This is a genomic window from Micromonospora xinjiangensis, from assembly GCF_056150165.1.
In genome coordinates this window covers 1,243,059-1,261,881 of the sequence record NZ_JAXCFO010000001.1, presented here as the reverse complement: position 1 = coordinate 1,261,881, position 18,823 = coordinate 1,243,059, and the positions used below count along the sequence as shown (strand labels likewise).

The following is an 18,823-nucleotide window of genomic DNA, read 5'->3' as shown; positions in this document are numbered from 1 at the left end:
TCAGGCGTCCAGATAGGTCAGCACCGCGCGGACCCGGCGGTGGTCGTCGTCGCAGTCGTGCAGGTCCAGCTTTGCGAAGATCGAGTTGATGTGTTTGCTGACCGCCTTCTCGGTGATCGTCAGCCGTTGGGCGATGGCACCGTTCGCGCGCCCCTCCGCCATCAGTGTCAGCACCTCGTGCTCCCGGGGGGTCAGCCGGCGCAGCGGTGCGGCCCGGGCCGGCCGTGCCAGCAGCTGCGCGATCACCTCCGGGTCCATCGCCGTCCCGCCGCCGGCCACCCGGTGCACGGCCTCGACGAACTGGGTCACATCGGCCACCCGGTCCTTCAGCAGGTAGCCGACCGCACCGGCGCCGTCGGAGAGCAGCTCCCGCGCGTAGAGCTGCTCTACGTACTGGGAGAGGACGAGCACCGGCAGGCCGGGTAGCCGGTCCCGGGCGGCCAGCGCGGCGCGCAGCCCCTCGTCGGTGTGCCCGGGCGGCAGCCGCACGTCCACCACCGCCACGTCCGGGCGGTGCTCCAGCAGGGCCGCGAGCAGGTCGTCGCCGGTCTCCACGGCGGCCACCACCTCGTCGCCGTACGCGGTGAGGAGGCGGATCAGGCCGTCGCGGAGCAGCACGAGATCCTCCGCGATCACGATCCGCATGGCAGCTCCACGTCGACCACGGTAGGCCCACCCTCCGGCGAGTCGATCCGCACCCGGCCGTCGAAGGCCGCGAGCCGGCGGCGGATGCCGGCGAGACCGCTGCCCCGGTCCGGGTCGGCGCCGCCGTGCCCGTCGTCCCGGACGACGAGCCGGACCGCTCCGCCGTCCCGCCACAGTCTCACCTCGACCCGGGTCGCCCCGCTGTGCCGGGCGGCGTTGGTGATCAGCTCGGCCACCGTGAAGTAGAGCGCCGACTCCAGCGGGGGCGCCAGCCGCTCGGGCAGGTCGACCTCCGAGGTGACCGGCACCGGGGCGCCGAGGGCGAGCGCCGCCACCCCGCCCGCGAGACCCCGGTCGGCGAGCACCGGCGGGTGGATGCCGCGTACGACGTCGCGCAGCTCGGCCAGGGCGGTGCCGGCGGCCGACCGTGCCTCGGCGACCAGGTCGCGGGCCGACTCGGGGTCGTGCGCGATGAGCTGCTCCGCGAGGCCGAGGTTCATGGCCACCGCCACGAGTCGGGCCTGCGCGCCGTCGTGGAGGTCCCGCTCGATGCGGCGCAGCTCGGCGGCCTGGGCGTCGACCGTCTGTGCCCGGGTGCCGGCGAGCTCCTGCACGCGCTCGGTCAGCGCCGCGCGGGCGGTCGGCCCCAGCAGCGCCCGGGTCAGCCGGCCCTCCAGGTGCACGAGGCCGCGCGGCAGCCAGTACGCGCCGGTCGCCACGATCAGCCCGGCGAGGGTGACGAGCCAGGCGTCGCGGGGGGACCCGACCGGAATCCCCAGGTAGGCGCCGATCAGGCTGGGTCGGACCTCGTGCAGGACGGGCATGGCCACCCCCTGCGCCGCGCCCAGCCAGAACGCCACCGGTAGCAGCACCCCGGCCAGGCTCAGCGGGAGGTGGGCGAACTGGAACACGAGGTCCCGGTAGGAGGCGGGATCGGTGAGCAGCACCGGCAGGCGGAGGAGGAACGGTCCGCTGGCGGGACGGTACGGGGACGGTACCGGCTCGCCCGGCACCCGCCGGCGCTGCCGGTCGAGGAGCGACCGGGAGCGGGTCACCGCCCAGTCGAGCAACGGCAGCCCGATGCCGAGCAGGCTCATCGTGGCGGCGACCACGGTGGCGACGCCGAGCAATCCGCCGGCCAGCGCGACCGGCACCGCCGCCACCAGGTGGCGCAGGTCCCGTATCGCCTGGCGCGCGAGGCTCACCGGTTCATTCTCCCCGCCGTTCCCGGCCGCGGCGGTGGGCCGGGAAGTCATCGCCGGGCCACCGAGCCCCGTCACCGCCGTCGTCTCCATCGCCGCCTCCGCGAGCGCCGTCGGCCTACTGTGCCGATGTCCCGACGGTAGGCCGCTCCCGGCGGCACTTCGATGGTGCTCGCACGAGACCTCATGGTGGTGCTGGCACCACCTGCGGGACTCGCCGCCCGGTGGCTCTGCGGCGTGGTCGGCGGCTGACTAGGGTCTGGGCATGGTCGCGACTATCCGGTACGAGGACATCGTCAAGGTCCCGAAGGCGTTGCTGCACGACCACCTCGACGGCGGCCTGCGCCCGGCGACGATCGTGGAGCTGGCCGCGGAGGTGGGGCACGAGCTGCCCAGCACCGACCCGGACGCCCTCGGGCGCTGGTTCGCGGAGTCCGCCGACTCCGGTTCGCTGGAGCGTTACCTGGAGACGTTCGCGCACACCGTCGCCGTGATGCAGACCGCGCCCGCCCTGCGGCGGGTCGCCCGGGAGTGCGCGCTCGACCTGGCCGCCGACGGGGTGGTCTACGCCGAGGTGCGCTTCGCGCCCGAGCAGCACCTGGAGCGGGACCTGACCCTCGACGAGGTGGTGCAGGCGGTGCTCGCCGGCTTCGCCGAGGGCAGCAGCGAGGCGGCCGCGGCCGGCACGCCGATCCGGGTGGGCACCCTGCTCACCGCGATGCGGCACGCCGCCCGCTCGCAGGAGATCGCCGAGCTGGCCGTCCGGCACCGGGACGTGGGCGTGGTCGGCTTCGACATCGCCGGCGCGGAGGCGGGGTTCCCACCCACCCGGCACCTGGACGCCTTCGAGTACCTCCAGCGGGAGAACTTCCACTTCACCATCCACGCCGGGGAGGCGTTCGGTCTGCCGTCGATCTGGCAGGCGATCCAGTGGTGCGGCGCGGACCGGCTCGGCCACGGGGTGCGGATCGTCGACGACATCGCCTCCGACGGGTCGGAGCCCGTCCTCGGCCGGTTGGCCGCGTACGTCCGGGACAAGCGGATCCCGCTGGAGCTCTGCCCGTCGTCGAACGTGCAGACCGGCGCGGCCGCGTCGATCGCCGAGCACCCGATCGGCCTGCTGCGCGATCTCCGCTTCCGGGTGACGGTCAACACGGACAACCGCCTGATGAGCGGCACCTCGATGTCCCGGGAGATGGCGCTGCTGGTGGACGCGTTCGGTTACGGCTGGGCCGAGCTGCGCTGGTTCACGATCAACGCGATGAAGAGCGCCTTCATCCCGTTCGACGAGCGGCTGCGGATCATCGACGAGGTGATCAAGCCGGCCTACGAGCCGCTGCTGCGGGGCTGAGAGGTCCGGTGGGGGTGGCCGGCGAGCAGCACGGCCACCCGGTGCAGGACCTCCCGGCCGCGGGCCGCCTCGGCGCCCAGCCCGGTCTGCCGGCGCAGCACCGCCGGTTCGGCGCGGAGCAGGGCCACGCCCCGCTGGAGCAGGATCCGGGGTGCCTTGCGCTGTTCCGACAGGTCGCGGGCGAGGCGGCGGAGGAAGGTCGCGCCGCGGGGGCGGCGAAGCGCGTACGCCCCGGCGAGCACTCCCCGTCGGCGGCATTCCGCGACAATGTCGGCGGCGAAAATCCCTTCGGCGACAAAAAGTGGCGATCCGGCCAGATCGAATGTCCGGGTGGCCACTCGTCGATCGGCGCCGATCGCATAAACGGGCACTTCTGCCCGACCCTCCCGGGCCAACCGGGCAATCGTTTCCACCGCCGCTTCGGCATCCCAGGACAGGGGCGACTCCCAGTCCACCTGGCCGTCTCGTCGCGGCAACGTAGGGTCATCACCGTCCTTGTAAAAGTCGTCCAGGCAGAGCACCGGAAGACCGGTTCGCTCAGCTATGTACGACTTTCCGGAGCCCGAGGGGCCGGCGAGCAGGACGACGCGGTGGGGATGATCCATTACCTTCAGTAACTCCGGCCAGACGGACTGCTATCAAAACGCTTCAACATCTCATCACACCATCGGCGGCGGCCAACCTGGGCTTTCTTCTTGCCGGGCGGCGTGATGGAATCTCGGGGGTCCGACCCGCCGGGTCGGTCGCTGGGCGTTGCCCGGGGCAACGCGCGGAAGCTGCATTCACGAGGGCGGTGACGTGAGCAAACGGCCAAAGACGGCGGGCTCCTTCCTGTCGCGGCTGCGCCAGCCGGCCAGCCGGCTCCGGGACATGCCGATCTGGTCCAAGCTCGGTCTCATCATGATCGTGCCGACCATCGCCACAGTCGTGGTGGGCACCAACGGCCTGGTCAATCACCTGGAGACACTCAACAATGCCAACCGGGCGGGCGACCTGGCCAACCTCTCCGGCTACTCCGGTGACCTGATCGACACCCTCCAGGACGAGCGCACCACCGCCGTCCTGCTGCTGGTGTCCCCTCCCGGCCAGGCGAGAGCGCAGTACCAGGAGGCGTACAACCGGGTCAACACCCGGGTGGACCAGTCGAAGAACCCCTACCTGCGGCAGCGCGCGACGATCAGCGACCTCCCGAACAGCCTGGAAGGGCTGCTCGACGCCATCGACCAGACCCTGACCGACCTCCCGGGTGTCCGCAGCCAGGTCTACAACGGCAAGCTGCGACCGACCGACGCGGCCCAGGAGTACGAGGGCCTGATCACCCAGCTGCTCGCCATCCGCGACTCGGCCACCCAGCTGGCCGGTGACAACGACCTGAGCGACCGGATGCGGGCCGCCGCCGCGGTGGCGCGGGAGAAGGAGTTCCTCTCCGTACGCCGGATCGTGGTGCACCAGGCGTTGGCGCAGGAGCGGCTGAGCCCGAACCTGCGCACCCAGTACATCGCCAGTGGCACCGGCGAGGAGCAGGCGGTCCAGAGCTTCAAGGCCGTGGCCACCGAGGACGAGATCCGGTTCCACGACCAGACCATCGCCGGCGGTGACCGGCGCCAGGCCGAGCAGTACATCGGCTGGATGAACAGCAACAACACCGGTGACATGAAGAACGCGCCGTTCGGGCCCGACCAGTGGGACGCGGCGATGGTGGCCAACGCGAAGCTGATCCGGACCGTCGAGACGAAGCTCGACCGGGACGCCGTCGGCATGGCGGAGGAGATCCGCTCCGACGTGCAGCGGCAGGTCTTCCTGGAGACCGGCCTGCTGCTGAGCATGCTGTTGCTCGCCATCCTCTTCGCCTACCTGGTCGCCCGCTCGATGGCCCGGTCGCTGCGCGAGCTGCGGCAGGGTGCCCTCGCGGTGGCCCAGTACGGCCTGCCGCAGGCCGTGGCCCGCCTGCGTGATCCGCAGGTCACCGGCCAGCTCACCCCGGCGCAGCTGGCCAACCAGATCGCCGAGCCGCTGCCGGTGCGCAGCAAGGACGAGTTCGGCCAGGTGACCGAGGCGTTCAACGCCGTCCACCTGGAGGCCGTCCGCACCGCCGCCGAGCAGGCGGCACTGCGTGCCTCCGTCGCGACGATGTTCGTCAACCTGGCCCGCCGGTCACAGATCCTGGTCGACCGCCTGATCGGTCACCTCGACCGGCTGGAGCGCGGCGAGGAGGACCCGGACCGCCTGGCCGAGCTGTTCCAGCTCGACCACCTCGCGACCCGGATGCGCCGCAACGACGAGAACCTGCTGGTGCTCGCGGGCGCCGACTCCACCCGTGTCCAGCGGGAGCCGGCCGCCCTGATCGACGTGCTCCGAGCCGCCCAGTCCGAGGTCGAGCACTACACCCGGATCGAGTTCGGCGTCATCGACCGGGACATCGAGATCGCCTCGCACGCCGTCAACGACCTGGTGCACCTCGTCGCCGAGCTGTTCGACAACGCCACCGCGTTCTCGCCGCCGGACTCCCAGGTGATGGTCGAGGCCCGCCGCGTCGGTGACCGCGCCTCGCTCTACGTCGAGGACCGGGGCATCGGCATCAGCGCCGACCAGCTGGCGGAGCTGAACGAGCGGCTCGCCACGCCGCCGCAGGTGGACGTGGCCGTCTCCCGGATGATGGGCCTGGTCGTGGTCGCCCGGCTGGCGTCCCGGCACGGCGTGCGCGTGGAGCTGCGCCCCGGCTCCCAGCGGGGCACCGTGGCGGATGTCACGCTCCCCACCTCGGTCCTGGTGCCGCGTGCCCTCTCCGGCCGCGTCCAGCAGCCCGCGGCGCTGCCCGCCACGGCGGGCGCCCCGCCGGCGGCCGGGCCGGGCGCGGGTCCGGTGCCGGCCTTCGGCGCGCTGCCGGCGCTCGGCATGCGGCAGAGCGAGTCCGGCAACCAGGTGACCCTGGGCGGTCGACCGTTCGACCCGACGACGCGCAACGGCGCCGACGACTCGGCGTTGACCGGGCCGACGCGGGGCATGCCTGCCTGGTCGGACCTCACCGGCGCCGCGGGGACGAACGGTGTCAGCCCCTTCACGCCGCGCCCCGCCAACGGGCAGCCGATCGATCCCCTGCCGCAGCGGCGGTCCGGTGACGAAGGCGACATGGCCAACGGCCAGCAGCCCGCCATCCCGCGGCAGCTGCCGAGCAGCCCGGAGGCCCCCTACTCGCCGCCGCCCGTCTCCGCGCCGCCGACCTCGGGCGGCCCGGTGTCCGGCTCGCCGGTCTCCGCGCAGCCCTACTCGAGCCCGCCGGTCTCGGCCTCGCCCTACGCGGGCGCACCCACCTCGGCCTCGCCCTACGCGGGTCCGCCGACGTCCGCGTCGCCGTACGCCGGCTCGCCGGTCTCGGCGCAGCCGTACTCGGCGCCGCCCGTCTCGGGTCAGCCGTACTCGGCCCCGCCGGCCGGCGCCCGGCCCTACTCGGCCCCGCCGGCGGTCGGCCAGCCGTACTCCGCCCCGCCGGCCGTCGGCCAGCCGTACTCGGCCCCGCCGGCCACCGGGCAGCCGGAGTCGGCCACCCCGCTGCCGTCCCGCCCGACGACGAGTGCCTCGGCGCCGCCCGCCTGGCCGCCGGTCGCCGGCACGGAGCGCGACGCGGCCACCCCGCCGGTGCCCGAGCGCCTCGCCGCGGCGCTGGACATGACCACCGAGCTGCCGCGCGTGTCGCGGCCGGAGGGTCAGCCGGCCGCCGGGCCGACGCCGCCCCCCGCCGCGCCGCAGACGCCCAGCCGGCCCGCGCCGGCCCCTCAGGCCCAGACCCAGCAGCGGTACGCGGACGAGACGATGGAGCTGCCGATCTTCCGGGAGCTCGAGTCGGCCTGGTTCCGCACGCGCCGGCCGGGGCCGGAGGAGGCGGCCGCTGCCGCACGGCCGGCGGCGACGACGAACGGTGCGGCGACCCAGCAGTTCGCCGCGGTCGACGCCACCGGTCAGGCCGTCCAGAAGACACCACCCGGGACGACAGGTAACGCACCGATGGCAGACACTCCGACGGCCGCGGGGGCGGCGTGGGAGAGCGGGCCGAGCGTGAGCGGGGGCAACCCCAACGGCGCCGAGAGCCTGCCCACCCGCCGGCCTTCGCAGCAGACCAACGGTTGGCAGACCGCCGCCGACGACGGGTGGCGGGCCGCCACGGCGGCCAGCGAGGTCCCGGTACGGGCGACCACGCCGACGGGGCTGCCGAAGCGCACCCCGATGGCGCAGCTGGTGCCGGGCGCGGTGGAGAAGCCCTCCACGTCCGTCCAGCGGCGTACGCCCGAGGGCGTCCGCGGCCTGCTCTCGGCGTACCACCGAGGCGTGCAGCGCGGTCGCACCAACCCCTCGGAGAGCAACCCGACCAGCCCGGAGGCGACTCCGGGAGGGCAGCAATCCTCGCAGTCTGACTCAGGCCCTGTGGCCGGGAGCGGGCAGAAGGAGCAAGAACGATGACTAGTACGCAGGATCTCGGTTGGCTGCTCGCCAACTTCGCCGACCGGGTGCCGGGGGTCGCGCACGCGGTCGCCGTCTCGGCGGACGGCCTGCTCCTGGCGGCGTCACGGGATCTCCCGCGGGACCGGGCCGACCAGCTGGCGGCGATCGCCTCCGGCCTGGTCAGCCTGACCCAGGGTGCGGCCCGTTGCTTCGAGGGAGGCGCGGTGCTGCAGACAGTCGTGGAGATGGACAATGGCTTCCTGTTCCTGATGTCCATCTCGGACGGCTCGTCCTTCGCGGTCCTGGCCGCCCGCAGCTCCGACGTGGGCCAGGTCGGCTACGAAATGGCGTTGCTCGTCGACCGGGTGGGTGACGCGCTCACCCCGGCGCCGCGAGCGGCTGCGGGAATGTTGGGCTGACGCTCTGCTGACCGACGTCGGCGGGGCAGCAACGACGACAAGTGCGGCTCCACCGCGTGGAGCCGGTGCCGGGTACGAAGGAGGTGAGCGGCGACATGGCCGATCGTGACGAACCGACCGGAGCATTGGTCCGTCCCTACGCCGTGACCCGTGGTCGTACCCGGCCCCGACTCGACATCGCGCTGGAGGCGCTGGTCGAGACGACGGTGCGCGGCCGGGCCGCTGCGAACGGCAGTGGCGGCCAGGGCCGCGAGCACCAGTACATCGCCGCGCTGTGTGACGGACGCGTGCAGTCGCTCGCCGAGATCGCGGCGCGGATGCAGCTCCCGCTCGGTGTGGCCCGGGTGCTCATCGCCGACATGGCGACGGACGGCCTGGTCGCGGTCCACGAGCCGACCATCCTGGACGACTCGGACGACGCGGTGGGCACTGAACTGCTGGAGAGGGTGCTGAGTGGACTTCGCAGGCTCTGACATGTCGCACCGCCCGCCGACGCCGAGCGGGCGCGTGACGTCGGCGAAGATCGTTATCGCCGGTGGTTTCGGCGTCGGCAAGACGACGCTGGTCGGCTCGGTCTCGGAGATCACGCCGCTGACCACGGAGGCGATCATGACCTCCGCCGGCGTGGGCGTCGACGACACCCGGCAGGTGCCGGGCAAGGCGACGACCACCGTGGCCATGGACTTCGGCCGTATCACCATCGACCGGGACCTGATCCTGTACCTGTTCGGTACGCCGGGTCAGACGCGGTTCTGGTTCATGTGGGACGAGCTGGTGCGCGGCGCGATCGGCGCCGTCGTGCTGGTGGATACCCGCCGGCTGGCCGACTGCTTCGCGGCGATCGATTTCTTCGAGCACCGGCGGCTGCCGTACCTGGTGGCCATCAACTGCTTCGACGGGATGCAGTACCACGACCCGCAGGACGTCCGCGAGGCGCTGGCGATCTCTAGCGACGTGCCGGTGGTGGCCTGCGACGCCCGTAACCGGGAGTCGACGAAGCACGTGCTGATCTCCCTGGTCGAGTACGTGCTCACGATGCGTCGCTCCCGCGCGGTCGCGCCGGCCTGACCGACAGCTGCCACGCGCCCGGTGCGGTCCCGACCGCACCGGGCGCTCGTCGCTGCCCGGTCCACAGTGGCCGAAGGATCAGGTGAGGCGGGAACTTCCCTGAAGTAGTGCGATCTCGTCTGCCGCCTCTGTGCGGATCCGGGTGCCGTCTGGCGTGGACACCGCACCGTCCCGGCGATCCTGCCGCCATCCCCCCAGGCGCGCCCGCGCGTCCGCTGTGGACCCGACAGGTGTCCACCGCCGACGGCCGACACGGATCGCCGACCCGGCGCCGATCACCGGCACAGCGAAGAGCCCCCGCCCCGATCCGGCCTCGGCCGGGCCCGGGCAGGGGCTCTCGTGGTAAAGGTCAGGAGCGGTAGCCGGCGGACCGGTACTCGTACTCCCGGTCGTCGTCGCGGTCGCCGTGGTCGCGGCTGAAGTCCCAGCCACCGGCGGCCTCCCGGCCGGGGCGTCCGCCCACCGCGAACCCGCCGATCTCCTGGCCGCGGCGCCAACCGCGGAAGTAGCCGGTGGTGTTCTCGGCGAGGCTCGCGGCGTCGCGAACTATCCGCAGTGGACGCTCCTCACGCAGCGGCGAGCCCGGCACCAGGTTGGCCTGCGGCACCCGCTTGGGCAGCCCGGCCCTGGTTTCCGCGCCCACCGCGGGGCGGGCGGCCTGCTCGGCTGCCTGCCAGCCGGTGTCGGCCGTCGTCGACCAGTCCAGGTCGACGTCGTCGGTGTGCCCCACGAACCAGGCCGACTTCGCCTGGGCGAAGATCAGCAGATCACCGTCACCGCTCTCCTCGGCCACCGGCGGCGGCCGGTGTTCGACCGGTGGTGGCGGCCGGTGCTCCACCGGCGGGCGCTCGCTGCGGGCCGCGGAGCGCGGATTCCGGCCGGAGTCCGGGCCGTCGACCAGCCGCAGCGGGGGCGTCTCCAACTGTGGGTCGGTGTTCTCCCGCAGTGCGCGATCGGCCAGCGGCGGCGGCTCCACGAGCCGCAGCATCGGCGGTTCCTGGGGCAGGTCGTCGGCGAGCCACGGCGGCGTCACCCGCCCCTCGCCCGTGCCGGGATCGGTCGGCGCGTCCACGCCGCGACCACCGTAGGAGTAGGCGGGCGGGTTGTTCGCGGAGCTGTCGGCCGGGTCCTCCGGGTTGTTGACGAGCGGCCAGTTGGCCCGGGAGCCGGGCGGCGCCGACTCCTGGTCGGGCCGGGGGGCGGGCACGGGGACGCTCAAATCGGTGACGCTGAAGCCACCGGTGGGCGGCTCGGCGCCGCCGTTGGTCTTCGGCCTGGGCGGGATCACGGTGCGCTGCCGCTCGGCCCGGGCACTGTTGATCGCCGCCGTCGTCAGCGTGGGCCGGAACGGCTCGCCGGCCTCGGCGGGCGGCACCTTGCCCCGCTGCACCGGAGCGATCGGAGTGATGCCCGGCGGCGGCGGAGGCGGCGAGGAGACCGGACGGTTCGTCGGCGCGTCGACCGGACCCGCCGGTCGCGCGGGCGGGGAGGAGACCGGGGGACCGGCCACCGCGGCGGGGGTCACGGGCTCGGGCGCGACCGGCGGCGGGGCGACCGGCTCGGGCGCGACCGGCGGGGGCGTGAGGGGCCGGGGCGCGGGCGACGGGCTGCCCGCGGAGATCGGCTCGGGACGACTGCGGCGGCCACCCGAGGCGGGCTCGGTCGTGGCCGGACGGATCGTGCGGAGCCCGGAGGTGCTGCCGGTCAGCCCGGGCAGCTCGCCCACCGTCTCACCGCGACGGGCGGCGGCACGCCGGCCGGCGGCCGGAGCGGGCGTGGTGACGCGGGCGTTGAGAGCGCCCACGAGAGCATCGCAGCCGGCATCGCAGGCCCGGACCGAGGCGACCGCCTGCCGGACCGTCTCCGCCACCGCGGAGGTGAGGGCCCGGTTCACGGTGGCCCGGCGGGGGGTCTCGGAGATGGCCACCCGCAGCGCGGTCACGGCCTCGTCGATCTCCTCCGCGTCGGCGACGCCGTCCGCGGCGAGGTGCGCGGCGACGGCGTCGGCCGCGACGGAGGCGTCCCGGCCGCGAGTGGCGGTGCCGCCCAGCATGCCCGGCTCGGGCAGCGCGTCCAGCACGGCCAGCGGCACCGGCTCGGCCGGGTCGGGGTACGCCCGCAGCGCCGCCGGGTAGAGCTCGCGGAGCACCTCGCGCAGCGCCACGGCGGCGGAGTGCCGACCACTGGCGAGCGCGGCGTGCGCGGAGAGGACCTGCTTGTAGCCGGCGAGGTCCCGCGGGGCGGGGAGGGTCACCGCGGAGAGCGCGCCGGCCTGCAGCGCCCGGGCCAGGCCGACCGCGCGGCGCTCGACCTGCGGCGACTGCATCTCCTCCAGCGAGTCGTCGTCGGCGAACCGCTCGGCGAAGTCGTCGACGGAGTCGTCGTCCGCGATGGCGAGCGGGCGCCCGGCGGCGCTGAGCAGCGACGTGACCGTGTGGTCGTCGCTGTCGGCGGCGATCGCCGCACCGCTCGGCCCGCCCGACCGCTCCACGAGCAGCGCGACCAGTTGGGCGTAGCCAGCCGGGTCGTCACCGATCTCGCAGACATGCAGCAGACGGCCTGCGTCGTCGACCACAGCGGACGTCAGCGTCGAGCCGGCCGAGGCCGGTCGGTCGGCCGGATCCGCCGAGGCCAGACCGCAGTACACGCGCACGAGCGCCACGGCGTCGTCCTCCTCCCGGGACAGGTGTTCCTCTGCCAGAGACTGATGCTCCCCGGTGAGGGGTCAGTCGCGCCAGTCCACGACCGCAGAGATCTTGCCGACAATGGTGCGCCAACCGAGACTTGCGGTTTGTGCCCCGATTTTCTTGAGCCGGCGGCGACCGAGGAAACCGCCGATCCCGCCGTTGACCGTGGCCCGCAGCGCCTCGTCCAGGTCGTCGAGGCTGGAGCCGGCGGAGAGCATGTCGAGCACGGCGGGTAGCCGCAGGGCGTACGAGATGTCACGCGCGACCTCGCCGGCCTCGATCAGGAGCGTGGGATCCCACGTGTCGTGCCCGCCGCGGAGGTTCTCCACGACCAGGTCGAGCTCGTAGATGTCCTCGTCCAGCGGGGCGATGTCGCCCGGTTCCACCCGTTCGGACAGTTCTCCCCAGCTGTCCAGTTGGGACAGATCGTTGGGCGCGCCGGATCGGATGAAACTGACCAGGGACTCCGGGGACTTGAAGAGCAGCAGCCGGCCCTTGTGGCTGAGGAAGACCGGCACCTCCTCGTCGCCGGCCTCGTCGGCGGCCTCGTCCTCGTCGGTGTCGGCCTCGTCCGACTCCCGGCGGCGGAGCTGGTCCTCCTTGTCGCTCTCGGCGAACTCCTCGGCCAGCTCCTCGTCGAGGATCACGACGGTCTCGTCGTCGTCCTCCTCCTCGATGACCTGGCGACGAGCGAGGAACGGGTCGTCCTCGTCGCGCTCGGCCACGTCGGTCGGGGTCAGCTCCCGGGCCGGCCGGTACGCCCGCAGTGTGAACCCGGTGCCGGCGGGAAGGGCGATCTCCACCGGGTCGATCCGGACCGCTTCCCAGAGCGACCGGTCGATGTCGACCGCGGGGCGACCGGCCTCGGTCTCCTCCGTCTCGGCCGGTTCGGCGGTGTCGTCGAGCTCGGGCTCGTCGGCGTCGGGCCGTTGAGGCGACTGGCGGGCCACGCTGACCTCCGTGTGCTTCGGGCTGCCCACCCCCCGGCGCTCCGCCGGCGAGTGACTCTGGGCACATACCCTAGTGGGCCGCTCCGGAACACCGGTGGCCGCACCCCGTGGGTCCGTCGTCGCCGGTGGCGCTCCGGCGCGTAGACAAGTAGCGTAGCTACGTATGAAGGCCCAGGCGCTGCACGGACACCTCGACGCCCTGCTGCTGGCGGTGCTGGAGGGGGGAGCGCTGCACGGCTACGCCATCATCGAGGCGCTGCGCGCGCGCAGCGGCGGCACTCTCGACCTGCCGACCGGCACCATCTATCCCGCCCTGCGCCGGCTGGAGCGGGCCGGGCACGTGGTGAGCACGTGGAGCACCGTCAACGGACGCGAGCGGCGGACGTACCAGCTCACCGACGCCGGCAACCGGGCGCTCGCCGGCGAGCGGGCCGGCTGGCGCGAGTTCAGCGCCACCGTGGGGCGGTTCCTCGACCCCGGCACCGCACCGGCCTGATCCGGCCGGCCGCCGGTCACCCTCGCCGACCGGCGAGCGGGGGGCACGCCACCCCATCCGGGCCGCCGCGCGTCTGCCCGCCCCCGAGGGCGCTGCCGTCAGCGGGCGGCGAGCACCCAGCCGCGTGCGGCGTGCCCCACCCACAGGTAGCCCGCACCCGCCAGCAGCGCACCGATGATCATCGGCGGCCAGGTGAGGGCGGCGTCCCAGAGGAGGGCCGACCAGGCGAAGAGGCCCGCTCCGGCCGGCACGCCCAGCACCAGAGACGCGGTGAGCCCGGTGCCGACCAGCCGGGCGAGCACGGTGAGGGCGGGACGGGCCGACCGGGCGGCCAGGCCGACCAGCAGGAAGCCGGCGACCGACAGCGCGAGGGCGGCCACCCAGAGCCCGCTCACCGAGGCGGAGAGGAGCAGGTAACCGGCGGGTGGGCGGCCGCCGGTCCAGCTCGCCCCGCGCCAGGTGAGATCGCCGGCGGCGACCAGCGTCGAGGCGACCGCGAGGGCCCGCAGGGACAGCCCGCGCAGGGCTCCCATCGCCAGCTCCGCCTGCCAGGTCGGCACCAGCTGCGCCGGGCTGCCGAACTCGGCCACCGCGCGCCGCTCGGCCTCCGTCTCCGGCAGACCGTCCGCGCGGTACGCCTCGGCCGCGTCGAGCAGCCCGTGCCGCGCCTCCGTCAGCAGGTCGGCCTTCATCCTGGCCGGCCCGCGCAGCCGCTCGGCCAGCTCTCGCAGGCGGTCCTCCATCAGGGCGTCGTCGCAGCGCGGCATGAGACCCACACTGCCACGGCGGGGCGGCTCACGTTGTCCGGGAAAACCCTGGTTGGACCCGGAGAGCGGTCACGGGGCCAGCGACAGGTAACCGCGTTCGGCCGCCTCCTGGAGCAGCCACTGGTCCCGGTACCAACCGGGGCTGGCCACCAGGTCGGCGTGCCGCCCGCGCTGCGCCACCCGCCCGGCCTCGAGCACGACGACCTCGTCCAGCTCGGCGAGGCCGGTGAGCCGGTGACTGATCAGCAGCACCGAGTGCCCGGCGGGTGTGGCGGCCAGCGCGGACGCGAGCACCGCGTCGGCGGTCGCGGGGTCCAGCCCCTCGGTGGGCTCGTCGAGCACCAGCACCGGCGGCGCCGCGAGCAGGGCCCGGGCCAGGGCGAGCCGCTGTCGCTGCCCGCCGGAGAGCTGCCCGCCCTCCTCACCGACGACCGTGTCCCAGCCGGCCGGTTGCGCGCGTACCCAGTCGCGGAGCCCGGCCGCGGCCGCGGCGTCGGCGAGGTCGTCCTCGCCCGCACCGGGCCGGCCGAGCATCAGGTTCTCCCGGACGGTGGCGTGGAAGACGTACGCCTCGGCGAGCAGGCCGCCGACCACGCGCGGCAGCTCGTCCTCGGCGTAGGTGCCGATGTCGCGGCCACCGACGGTGACCTCACCGTCGGTGGGCCGCACCGCGCCCGTCAGGACGGCGGCCAGGGTGCTCTTGCCGGCCCCGCTGGGCCCGACCACCGCGACCCGCCGGCCCGCCGGCAGGTCGAGGCTCACCCGGTCGAGCGCCGGCGCGGCGCCGCTGCGGTAGCGGACCGTCACAGCGTCGAGCCGGACCTCCGTCGGTCCCGCCTCCGGGGTCGTGCCGACGGCCGGGGGCGCGGCCTCGGCGGAGTCGCCGAGCAGCGCGGCCACCCGGGTCAGGCCGGTGCCGAGCTGGGTCCGCTGCCGGGCCGCGCCGACCAGCGCCAGCGCGATCTCGACCGCGCTCAGCGTCCCCACGGCCAGTACGCCCACCAGCACCCCCGGCACGTCCGCGGCGAGCGCGACGAACACCACCGCGCCGGCCGTGAGCCCGGCAACCAGCGTGCCGGCCGCGTCCACCGCGAACCCGGCGGCGGCGAGCCGGCGTTCCAGCCGGGCCAGCCGCCCGGCGCGGCCGGTGGCGGCGCGCAGCGCGGAGTCGGTGGCCCCGAACGCGGCGAGGTCGGCCGCGCCATGGGTCAGGTCGATCGCGTCGGCGGCGAGCGCGCCGCGCAACGGCGCCAGCTCGGCCGCGCTGCGGCGCGTCAGCGCGGTGGCCAGTACGGGCAGTCCCACCCCGGCGACGAGCAGACCGACGGCGAGCACCGCGGCGGCCGGCGGCGACACGAGCGCGGCCCAGCCCACCGCCAGCACGCTCACCAGGGTGGCCGCGGCACCCGGGACCAACACCCGCAGCAGCAGGTCCTGGACGGTCTCCACGTCCGACACGAGCCGGCTCAGCGCGTCGCCGGTGCGCGGCGGGGCGGCCCGCCGGGCGGCGAGCGTCGCGAAGACCCGGGCCCGGACGTCGGTGATCAGTCGGAGCACCGCGTCGTGCCCGGCGAGCCGTTCCGTGTAGCGGAACACGCCGCGGCTGATCGCGAGCGCGCGGACGGCGACGATGGCGACCGTGAGCCGGTCCAGCGGCGGCCGGCCGGCGGCGCTCATGAGCAGCCAGGTCGCGGTCGCCATCAGGGCCAGGCCGGCGGCCTCGGTGGCCGCGGCGAGCAGCCCGGCCCCGACCAGCCGGCCGAGGTACGGCCGGGCCAGCCGCAGCACCGCCCGCTCCGCCGCGCCGGCGCGCCCGGCCGGCTCCGCCCGGTCGGCCGGGTCGGGCATCCGGACGGCCGGGTCCACGGCGGCGGGCCCCGCCACGTCGAAGCCGGCGGCCACACCGGCCGGAGCCGGCGGGACCGCGCCGGCCACGGGCGGGCCGATCGCACCCGCTGCGTCGAGGCCGCCGGGGTCGACCGCGCCGGCCGCGTCGAGGCCGCCGGGGCCCACCGCCGCGCCGCCAGGGTCGGCGGTGTTGTCGGGGCCGGTCGGAGTCGGGCGGGCCCGGCCGCCCGGGTCCGGTACGGGGTCGCGTCGTGGTGCGGGGCTCACGGGGCCGCCTCTCCGGTCGGCACGGGGGTCAGCTCGGTGACCCTGCCGTCCTCGACCCGCAGGATCCGGTCGGCGTCGGAGAGCAGGGCCGGGCGGTGCGCGACCAGCAGTGCCGTACGCCCGGCGACCAACCGGTGGGTGGCCGCCAGCACCACGGCCTCCGAGGCGCTGTCGAGCCGCGCGGTCGGCTCGTCGAGCAGCACCACCGGGGCGTCCCGGAGGAACGCGCGGGCCAGCGCCACCCGCTGCCGCTGCCCGCTGGAGAGGCCGTGCCCGCGCTCGCCCAGCACGGTGTCGAGCCCGTCGGGCAGGCCGGCGAGCACCTCGTCGAGGGCGGCGTCGTGGATCGCCGCGGCGAGCCGGTCGTCCGGGGTGTCGGGGGCACCGAGGCGGATGTTGTCGGCCACGGAGGCGGCGAAGAGGTGGGCGCGCTGCGGCACCCAGGCGACCTGGCGGCGCCAGGCGTCCAGGTCGGTGTCGGCGAGGTCCACCCCGTCGACGATGACCCGGCCGCTGGTCGGGGTGACGAAGCCGAGCAGCAGCCCGAGCAGGGTGCTCTTGCCGGCGCCGCTGGGCCCGATGACCGCGATCCGCTCGCCCGGTCGGACGGTCAGCGTGACGTCGCGCAGGGCGGTGGTGCGTTCGTACGCCACGGTCACCGACTCGAACCGGATCTCGCCGCGGCCGTCGGGCACCCGGCGGACCTCCCGCCCGCCCTGTGGCACGGGCGCGCCGGCCTCCACGGCGAACGCCTCGTTGAGCGCGGTCAGGCCCTCCATGCTGGCGTGGAACCGGCTGCCGGCGGCCCGCAGCGGCAGGTACGCCTCCGGCGTGAGCAGCAGCACCAGCAGCGCGGTCTGGAGGGCGAGCCCGCCGCCGAGCAGGCGGATGCCGACCGGCACCGCGACGAGCGCCACGGACAGGGTGGCGACCAGCTCCAGCACCAGGGCGGAGAGGAAGGCGATGCGGAGGGTACGCATGGTGGCGACCCGGTGCCCGTCGGCCATCCGGCGCACCACACCGACCTGGGCGCGGGCACGGCCGAAGGCCCGCAGGGTGGGCAGCCCGGCGATCATGTCGAGGAAGTGCCCGCCGAGCAGGGACAGCCGCCGCCACTGGCGTTCGGTGGCGGCCTGCGCCTGCCAGCCGAGCAGCGCACCGAAGATCGGGATCAGCGGCAGGGTCAGCGCGATGATCAGCGCCGAACTCCAGTCGGCGAGACCGATCCGGGCGAGCACGGCCAGCGGGACGGTGACGCTGAGCACCAGTTGCGGCAGGTATCCGGTGAAGTACGCGTCCAGCGCGTCCAGCCCGCGCCCGGCCAGGGTGGCGAGCTGACCGGCGCGCTGCCCGGCGACCCAGCCGGGCCCGTTGCGGCCCACGGCGGCGAGCAGGTCGGCGCGCAGCGCGGCCTTGACCGTCGCGGCCGCCCGGGCGGCCACCGTGCCCTGCGCCCACACGACGAGCGCGCGGGCCCCGACGGTGGCGGCGAAGCCGGCCAGGGCGGGGCGGTCCAACCGACCGTCGAACGCGGTGGCGAGCAGCGCGGCCAGCGCGGTCGCCTGTGCGACCACCAGCCCCGCGGCGAGGACGCCCAGCAGCGCGAGCAGCGCAAGGTCGCGGCGGGCCGCGGGGACCCGACGCAGCAGACGCGGGTCGAAGGGGCGGCGGTTCACCAGTACACCGGTGCCCTGCCGTCCGTCCGTCCCCGGAACACCCACCAGCACATCAGTTGAAAGCCTAGTAGGGCCGGTACGAGGGGCAGCGCGAGCCAGCCGAGCAGGCGGAGGGTGGGCGCGCTCGCGGCGGCGTCGGCCACGGTCAGGGACGCGCCCGGATCGACCGTGGAGACCAGCACGTACGGCCACAGGGTCGCGCCGACCAGCGCCACCGGTAACGCCAGGGCCACCGCGGTGGCGGCGAAGGCCCGGCCGGGTCGCCGCCGGGCGAGCGCCGCGCGGGCCGCGAGCAGCGCCGCGACCAGCAGGACCGGCAGCAGTACGCCGACCAGTGGCCGCTGTGCGGTGGCGCGTACCCGGTCGGAGAGGAGACCGACGACGGTGGCCGCGCCGACCGCGGCGAGCGCCACCGGGACGAGCCGGCGGGCCAGCCGCCCGACCCCGGCGGCGTCGGCGGCCGGGAGCCGGAGCGTGAGGAACGTCGCACCGTGCACGGCCACCAGCGCGACCATGGCCAGTCCGGCGGCGGCGGCGAACGGGGTGAACAGGTGGGTGAGCCCGACGACGTGACCGTCGGCGTGCAGGGGCACCCCCTGGAGCAGCCCGGCGAGCACGGCGCCCCAGCCGAGCGCGGCCAGCACGCTGCCGACGACCACGACCCGGTCCCACCGCGCGCGGACCCGTTCGCGGGCCGGGCGGCTGCGCAGCTGCACACCGGCGGTCACCAGGATCACCCCGGCGAGCGCGCCGAGCACCGCTGGGTAGAACCCGGAGAGCAGCTCGCCCTCGAGCACCGGGAAGGCGCCGAACAGGATGCCGACGGCCGCCACCAGCCAGACCTCGTTGCCGAGGAAGAACGGGCCGACGGCGTTGAGCGCGGCGCGACGGCGGCCGGGTTCGGCGCTGCGGGCGAGCAGCAGACCCACGCCGTAGTCGTAGCCGCCGAGCACCAGGTAGCTGGCGAAGAAGAGACCGAGCAGGGCGTACCAGGCGAGTTCCACGGTCGG

The 18,823-nt window shown here is 74.9% G+C and carries 14 protein-coding genes and 2 pseudogenes; 6 read left to right on the top strand and 10 right to left on the bottom strand.

Translation table 11 applies throughout. The features are described from left to right. Nucleotides 1-645: a response regulator transcription factor gene (locus SM573_RS06005; protein WP_474611653.1), complete on the bottom strand. Its 645-nt coding sequence runs from the start codon at nucleotides 643-645 to the stop codon at nucleotides 1-3. Further along, a complete protein-coding gene (locus SM573_RS06000) occupies nucleotides 633-1,850 on the bottom strand; it encodes a sensor histidine kinase (RefSeq protein ID WP_474615644.1) in 1,218 nt (405 codons plus the stop codon). Before SM573_RS06000 ends, SM573_RS06005 begins: the two co-directional genes overlap by 13 nt. A gap of 262 nt (nucleotides 1,851-2,112) precedes the next feature. Here SM573_RS06000 and SM573_RS05995 point away from each other — a divergent pair, with 262 nt between their 5' ends. After that, on the top strand, nucleotides 2,113-3,198 hold the full coding sequence (locus tag SM573_RS05995) for an adenosine deaminase (protein ID WP_474615643.1): 1,086 nt from the start codon (nucleotides 2,113-2,115) through the stop codon (nucleotides 3,196-3,198). On the opposite strand, the gene SM573_RS05990 is transcribed toward SM573_RS05995, so the two are convergent. Further along, the gene (locus SM573_RS05990; RefSeq protein ID WP_474611656.1) at nucleotides 3,174-3,803 is read right to left on the bottom strand and encodes a uridine kinase family protein; all 630 of its coding nucleotides are present in this window, start codon (nucleotides 3,801-3,803) and stop codon (nucleotides 3,174-3,176) included. The two genes, SM573_RS05995 and SM573_RS05990, sit on opposite strands and share 25 nt — an antisense overlap. A gap of 193 nt (nucleotides 3,804-3,996) precedes the next feature. Between SM573_RS05990 and SM573_RS05985 the strand changes: the two genes are divergently transcribed. From SM573_RS05985 to SM573_RS05970, 4 genes are all read left to right on the top strand, one after another. Next, the gene (locus tag SM573_RS05985) at nucleotides 3,997-7,653 is read left to right on the top strand and encodes a sensor histidine kinase (protein WP_474615642.1); all 3,657 of its coding nucleotides are present in this window, start codon (nucleotides 3,997-3,999) and stop codon (nucleotides 7,651-7,653) included. After that, a complete protein-coding gene (locus SM573_RS05980) occupies nucleotides 7,650-8,054 on the top strand; it encodes a roadblock/LC7 domain-containing protein (protein WP_474611658.1) in 405 nt (134 codons plus the stop codon). The genes SM573_RS05985 and SM573_RS05980 overlap by 4 nt, the downstream gene beginning before the upstream one ends. A gap of 95 nt (nucleotides 8,055-8,149) precedes the next feature. After that, nucleotides 8,150-8,527 (top strand): DUF742 domain-containing protein, encoded by a 378-nt coding sequence (locus SM573_RS05975; RefSeq protein WP_474611659.1) that lies wholly within the window; start codon nucleotides 8,150-8,152, stop codon nucleotides 8,525-8,527. Nucleotide 8,528: 1 nt separating this feature from the next. After that, nucleotides 8,529-9,122 carry a GTP-binding protein gene (locus SM573_RS05970; RefSeq protein ID WP_474611660.1) on the top strand — a complete coding sequence of 198 codons (594 nt, stop codon included), beginning with the start codon at nucleotides 8,529-8,531 and terminating at the stop codon, nucleotides 9,120-9,122. A gap of 349 nt (nucleotides 9,123-9,471) precedes the next feature. Here SM573_RS05970 and SM573_RS05965 read toward each other — a convergent pair. The 3 genes and pseudogenes from SM573_RS05965 to SM573_RS05955 all read right to left on the bottom strand — a co-directional run. Continuing rightward, a pseudogene (locus SM573_RS05965) lies at nucleotides 9,472-9,942 on the bottom strand (transposase); the annotation flags it as partial. 68 nt (nucleotides 9,943-10,010) lie between these two features. Continuing rightward, nucleotides 10,011-11,808 (bottom strand): annotated as a pseudogene (locus SM573_RS05960) (transposase); the annotation flags it as partial. Between the two features lie 39 nt (nucleotides 11,809-11,847). Continuing rightward, the gene (locus SM573_RS05955; RefSeq protein ID WP_474611661.1) at nucleotides 11,848-12,789 is read right to left on the bottom strand and encodes a PTS glucitol/sorbitol transporter subunit IIA family protein; all 942 of its coding nucleotides are present in this window, start codon (nucleotides 12,787-12,789) and stop codon (nucleotides 11,848-11,850) included. 133 nt (nucleotides 12,790-12,922) lie between these two features. On the opposite strand from SM573_RS05955, the gene SM573_RS05950 reads away from it, so the two are divergent. Next, on the top strand, nucleotides 12,923-13,255 hold the full coding sequence (locus SM573_RS05950; RefSeq protein WP_474615641.1) for a PadR family transcriptional regulator: 333 nt from the start codon (nucleotides 12,923-12,925) through the stop codon (nucleotides 13,253-13,255). A 98-nt stretch (nucleotides 13,256-13,353) separates the two neighbouring features. Here SM573_RS05950 and SM573_RS05945 read toward each other — a convergent pair whose 3' ends face one another. The 4 genes from SM573_RS05945 to SM573_RS05930 all read right to left on the bottom strand — a co-directional run bounded on the left by SM573_RS05945 (nucleotide 13,354) and on the right by SM573_RS05930 (nucleotide 18,817). Next, nucleotides 13,354-14,022 (bottom strand): permease prefix domain 1-containing protein, encoded by a 669-nt coding sequence (locus SM573_RS05945; RefSeq protein ID WP_474611663.1) that lies wholly within the window; start codon nucleotides 14,020-14,022, stop codon nucleotides 13,354-13,356. Nucleotides 14,023-14,091: 69 nt separating this feature from the next. Continuing rightward, nucleotides 14,092-15,870: a thiol reductant ABC exporter subunit CydC gene (gene cydC / locus SM573_RS05940; protein WP_474615742.1), complete on the bottom strand. Its 1,779-nt coding sequence runs from the start codon at nucleotides 15,868-15,870 to the stop codon at nucleotides 14,092-14,094. Between the two features lie 263 nt (nucleotides 15,871-16,133). Continuing rightward, entirely contained in the window at nucleotides 16,134-17,813 is a 1,680-nt protein-coding gene (gene cydD / locus SM573_RS05935) for a thiol reductant ABC exporter subunit CydD (protein ID WP_474615640.1), read from the bottom strand. After that, nucleotides 17,810-18,817, bottom strand: coding sequence for a cytochrome d ubiquinol oxidase subunit II (locus SM573_RS05930; RefSeq protein ID WP_474615639.1), 1,008 nt, complete (start codon nucleotides 18,815-18,817; stop codon nucleotides 17,810-17,812). Before SM573_RS05930 ends, cydD begins: the two co-directional genes overlap by 4 nt. Nucleotides 18,818-18,823: the final 6 nt, after the last annotated feature.

Coding starts and splice junctions, on each gene's coding strand:
- SM573_RS05980 (WP_474611658.1), top strand. CDS start 7,650: ATGACTAGTACGCAGGATCTCGGTTGGCTGCTCGCCAACTTCGCCGAC.
- SM573_RS05970 (WP_474611660.1), top strand. CDS start 8,529: ATGTCGCACCGCCCGCCGACGCCGAGCGGGCGCGTGACGTCGGCGAAG.
- SM573_RS05945 (WP_474611663.1), bottom strand. CDS start 14,022: ATGCCGCGCTGCGACGACGCCCTGATGGAGGACCGCCTGCGAGAGCTG.
- SM573_RS05950 (WP_474615641.1), top strand. CDS start 12,923: ATGAAGGCCCAGGCGCTGCACGGACACCTCGACGCCCTGCTGCTGGCG.
- SM573_RS05995 (WP_474615643.1), top strand. CDS start 2,113: ATGGTCGCGACTATCCGGTACGAGGACATCGTCAAGGTCCCGAAGGCG.
- cydC (WP_474615742.1), bottom strand. CDS start 15,870: ATGCCCGACCCGGCCGACCGGGCGGAGCCGGCCGGGCGCGCCGGCGCG.
- SM573_RS06005 (WP_474611653.1), bottom strand. CDS start 645: ATGCGGATCGTGATCGCGGAGGATCTCGTGCTGCTCCGCGACGGCCTG.
- SM573_RS05975 (WP_474611659.1), top strand. CDS start 8,150: ATGGCCGATCGTGACGAACCGACCGGAGCATTGGTCCGTCCCTACGCC.
- SM573_RS05990 (WP_474611656.1), bottom strand. CDS start 3,803: ATGGATCATCCCCACCGCGTCGTCCTGCTCGCCGGCCCCTCGGGCTCC.